The organism is Oleiphilus sp. HI0125 (assembly GCF_001635355.1).
In genome coordinates, this window is the sequence record NZ_LWGF01000696.1 from 1 (window position 1) to 2,204 (window position 2,204).

General features: G+C 49.9%; 1 protein-coding gene. It reads left to right on the forward strand.

All coding sequences use genetic code 11. From position 1 onward, the window contains the following. A partial coding sequence (locus A3762_RS10080; protein WP_197469189.1) for a VCBS domain-containing protein occupies window positions 1-2,204 on the forward strand: 2,204 nt, incomplete at both ends.

Consider the following 2,204-nt stretch of genomic DNA (forward strand, 5'->3'; position numbering starts at 1 on the left):
CCCGGGCAGTGCGACGTTTCAACACTTAGCGGCAGGTGCGAGCACGACACTAATAATCAGTTATCAGGTGAACGATTCGCGTGGTGGGGCTACTGCACAGACGTCAAGCATCACGATTACCGGCACGAATGATGCGGCGACGATTAGTGGCGTGTCGACAGGACAAGTGGTTGAAGATAGTGGTCAATTAACAACCGGCCAATTACATATCGTTGATAAAGATGATGGCGAGTCTAGCTTTAAACCAGAAACGATTGTGGGCACATTTGGTACTGCGCATGTCGACGTAAGTGGTAACTGGTCTTACACACTTGACGGAGCTAAGTCTCAATCGCTATTAGCAGGACAAGTAGAGCATGAATTATTAACCGTTCACACGGCAGACGGCACTGCACATCAACTTAATATTACCTTGATCGGCAGCAATGACTTGCCGGTAATTGCGGGGACTAGCACCGGTGCTGTAATAGAAGCGGGCGATGGAACCAGCGGCAATGCCGATGCCACTGGAACGTTAAACGTAACCGATCTAGACACGGGCGATACCCTCAGCTGGCAAGTGGTTCATGGGCAGGGCCACTATGGTCAGTTGAGTATTGATCAACAGGGGCAGTGGCATTATCAACTGGACAATACAAGCAATGCGACAGATATCCTAGATGCCAATCAACAGGTGACAGAGCACTTTACTGTCACGGCCACAGACAGCAGCGGCACACCGGTACAGCAAACGATAACGATCAACGTAACGGGCACTAACGATGCGCCGGAGATCACCTCTATTACAGCTCAAGCAGCACATGAAGGCGATACGACGCTAACAACAGGAACAATCTTTGTCCATGAAATAGATAACCACGACCGAGTTAGCTTTTCTTCCCCGAGTGTCGACGGTTTTGTACTCCAGCAGAATGGGAAATATAGTTTTGATCCCAGTCACAGCAGCTACAATCATTTAGCCCAAGGCGATGTGCAAACAATTACAATTCCGGTAACTCTTACAGATTTGGCTGGAGCTAGTGACACGAAAAATCTTGTCATCACCTTAACCGGGACTAACGATGCGCCTGTCCTGGATCAGATCCAAGCCCAGAGTGCGACCGAAGATGGCAGTGTCATCTCTGGCAACATTACCTCAACTGATGCCGATGCCCATGAAACGGCCAACTACACCGCACCGACCATAGACGGTTTTACGCTAAATTCCGATGGGTCGTACACCTTTGATCCCAGTCACAGCGCCTATCAACACTTGGCCGCAGGAACAGATCAAACCGTCACTATCCCTATTACGGTGACTGACCAAGACGGTGATTCTGACACGCAGAATCTCGTTATCACAGTTCATGGAACCGCGGATGCCGCAGTCATTGGTGGCACAGACTCAGGCTCTGTTACCGAAGAAACAACGCTGCAAGCAACAGGCAGCTTGAGCATCACTGATAAAGATGACGGACAAGCTCACTTTCAGGATGGTGATATTACGACCGCACATGGTGTGTTGCATTTAAGCTCTAACGGCAGCTGGACGTATGACCTCGATAACAACAATGCGGATGTACAAGCCCTTGGTACAAGTAGTTCTGGCACGACTAATAGCCTGACTGACACTATTCAAGTACAAAGCGCAGACGGTACGACACATAACATCGTTGTGACCATTAGCGGTACCAATGATGACCCTGTGATCAATACCATTACGGCGCGCACTGCCACTGAGGGCAACGCAACGATGACTCAGGGCTCCATTACCTCAACGGATGTCGATTCGGCTGACACTGCGGCCTACACAACTACTGCCAATGTAGCCGGCTTTACCTTAAATACGGATGGAAGTTATACCTTTGATCCAAGCAATGCGGCTTACAATGGTTTAGCAAAAGACGACACGCAAACCATCACCATCCCAATTACTGTGACAGATGGCAGTGGTGGAACCGACACCCAGAATTTGGTAATCACGCTGACAGGCACCAACGACAATCCGGTGCTCAACCATATTCAAACACAGAGTGCGACTGAAGATGGCAGTGCGATCTCTGGCAACATTACCTCAACTGATGCCGATGCCCATGAAACGGCCACCTACACCGCACCGACCATAGACGGTTTTACGCTAAATGCCGACGGGTCGTACACCTTTGATCCCAGTCACAGCGCCTATCAACACTTGGCCGCAGGTACAGACCAAACTGTCACCATTC